Genomic DNA, 2,719 nt, shown 5'->3' on the forward strand with positions numbered 1-2,719 from the left:
CTGCTGACCCTCTACAGCGTGGCGCGCGATCTCTTCGAGGCCGGCCTGCGCGGTGAGGAGGTGGACCTGATGCTGCCGATCGACTCCAGCTTCGGCCGCCAGTCCTGAGGCATGAGGCCTCATGCCTGCCAGCTTGCATGCTGGCAGTCCTTCATTGGGCGTCAAACAGGCCGCAGGGCCTGTTCTCGGTCCCAACTCAGATCCCGAAGTCGGTCGAGTCGCCGTTCATGGCCTTCTCGATGAGCTTGCGTGACAGTCGTTCGGACAGCAGTTCGGCAAAGGCGTACACGTAGTTGCGCAGATAGGCGCCGCGCTTGAAGGCGATGCGCGTCACGTTGCTGCCCAGCAGCGTGCCCAGTGGCCGCGCGACCAGGTCGCTGTTGGCGGGCTCCTCACGCATGGCCATTTCGGCCACGATGCCCACGCCCATGCCCAGGCGCACATAAGTCTTGATGACGTCGGAGTCGATGGCCTCCAGCACCACATTGGGCGTCAGATGACGCGAGGCGAAGGCCTTGTCGACGCGGGTGCGGCCCGTGAAGCTGGGGTGGTAGGACACCAGCGGCTCGCCAGCGAGCTGTTCCAGGCTGACGCGCTCGACGCTGGCCAGTGGATGGTCGCGCGGCACGACCATGACGTGCTGCCACTCATAGCAGGGCAGGGTGACAAGCTCCGGGTACTGGGCCAGGGACTCGGTGGCCAGTCCCAGGTCGGCGGTCTCGTCGAGCAGCATCTTGGCGACCTGGTCCGGGCTGCCCTGGTGCAGGCTGATGCGCAGCTGTGGCAGGTTCTTGCGCAGCTGGGCCACCGGCGCGGGCAGCACATAGCGGGCCTGGGTGTGGGTCGTCGCGATGGAGAAGGTGCCGCTGTYCTGGCGCGAATACTCCTCGCCGATGCGCTTCAGATTGCCGACTTCGCGCAGGATGATCTCGATGCAGGCCAGCACCTGCTGGCCCGGTTCGGTGATGCGGCGCAGCCGCTTGCCGTGGCGCGAGAAAATGTCCACGCCCAGTTCCTCCTCGAGCTCGAGGATGGCCTTGGACACCCCCGGCTGGGAGGTGAACAGCGCCTTGGCTGTCTCGGTCAGGTTGAGGTTGCGGCGGGCCGCTTCCTGGACGAAGCGGAATTGATGCAGGTTCATTCGAGTATTGCCAGGCAGGCCAGACTGATGGCGTTGAGCACGGCTTCCTGTTCACCCAGCGGCGCATGGAGCAGCCATTGAATGGCGCCGCCGTGGCGCTCGCGCAGGCGGTCGAGCAGGGGCGGGATGTCACGGCGCACATGGCCACCGGTGCCGAGGAAGAGCGGCAGCACATGGACGCGTGTGCAGCCGGCCGCGGCCAGCTGCTCGGCCGCTTCCTCGATGCCGGGCGATATGAACTCCAGGTAGGCCATCACCATCGGCGTGCCGGGACGCGCGGCGCGCAGCCGCTCGGCAATGGTCTCGAAGGGCCGCGCCCAGGCTGGGTCGCGGGCGCCATGGGCGAAGAGCAGCAGGCCTTCCATCAGCGTCCGCACGGCCGCCCGAAGGACGCTGACGCCCCCTCGGGGGGCTGAGCCCGCGCACGCAGCGTCCGGTGGACGCTGCGTGGCTGGCGAAGAGCCGGGCCACTGGCCTGGCGCGGCCTGCAAGGCAGGGCACGAAGTGACCGTGGGGGCTTCATCAGCGGTATCTGACGAGCCAGGTGAAGGCCGCCATCGACAACCCGAGGTAGAGCAGGCTGGGCGTTGCCGCGACGACCCAGGGGGTCCAGTTCTTCAGCAGGCCCAGATGGCCGGTCACGTTGTTCAGCAGCACGAAGCTGATACCCAGCATGATGCCGCCGAAGACCTTGATGCTGATGCCGCCCGAGCGCCCATGCAGGTAGGCGAATGGCAGGGCCAGGGCCACCATGACGAAGCAGGCAAATGGATAGAAGGCCTTGCGCCAGAACTGGATGTTGTGCGCCTGGGCCGACTGCTCCTGGGCCGACAGATGCTTGGTGTAGCGGTAGAGCTCCAGCGTCGACATGGACATGGCCGGCAGCACGGCCGCGGCGATGACGCCGGCGTGCAGGGAACTCTGCCAGTCGAGCTTGTCGAGCTGCTGCTCGCTGATGACGACGTCGCCGACGCTGCCGCTGGCCGTCGCCGTGCCGGGGTTCCAGACCGTGCGCTTGACCGCCTGCAGATGCCACATGCCCTGAGCGTCGACGTCGACCTTTTCCGCTTCGGTGCGCGACATCAGCCGGCCTTCGGCGTCGAACTCGAAGATGCGCACATCCTCCAGTTCGCCGCCGCCGCCAACGCGGCCAACCTTGACTGAATAGCTGCGCTCCCGACCATCGATATTCTGGTGGTCCTTCAGCCAGGCGCCGCGCTTGGCCGGGTTGCTGTCGTGCACGAAGCGGGCGCGCATCTCGTCCCCCTCGCGTTCGAAGCGCGGCGCCACGTAGTCGCCGACGAAGAAGGTGAGCGCCGCGAACGCGGCGGCCAGGCCGGCCAGCAGGGCCAGGGCCCGCGCGGGACCGAGGCCACCAGTGCGCAGGATGGTGAACTCGCTGCTCTGCGCCAGTCGGGCCAGGGCGACGATGGCGCCGATCAGCACGGCGATGGGGAATAGCTCGTAGAAGTGGCCAGGCAGCTCCATCGCTGCGAGCACGGCGGCCTTGCCCGCACCCGCGCCGACGCGGGTCATGCGCTCGATCTCGTCGACGAAGTCGATAAAGAAGAACAGCGA

General features: G+C 67.3%; 3 protein-coding genes. All 3 read right to left on the minus strand.

Annotated features, from left to right (window positions below):
* Positions 1-196 precede the first annotated feature (196 nt).
* Positions 197-1,141 carry a CysB family HTH-type transcriptional regulator gene (locus ACXJKR_RS29225; RefSeq protein ID WP_457325834.1) on the minus strand — a complete coding sequence of 315 codons (945 nt, stop codon included), beginning with the start codon at positions 1,139-1,141 and terminating at the stop codon, positions 197-199.
* Complete coding sequence (locus ACXJKR_RS29230) at positions 1,138-1,518, minus strand: sirohydrochlorin chelatase (protein ID WP_457325835.1); 381 nt, start codon at positions 1,516-1,518, stop codon at positions 1,138-1,140. The genes ACXJKR_RS29225 and ACXJKR_RS29230 overlap by 4 nt, the downstream gene beginning before the upstream one ends.
* 145 nt (positions 1,519-1,663) lie before the next feature.
* The coding region (lptG, locus tag ACXJKR_RS29235) for an LPS export ABC transporter permease LptG (protein ID WP_457325836.1) at positions 1,664-2,719 on the minus strand (1,056 nt) is incomplete at its 5' end.

The sequence above is a fragment of the Roseateles sp. P5_E11 genome (genome assembly GCF_054049355.1).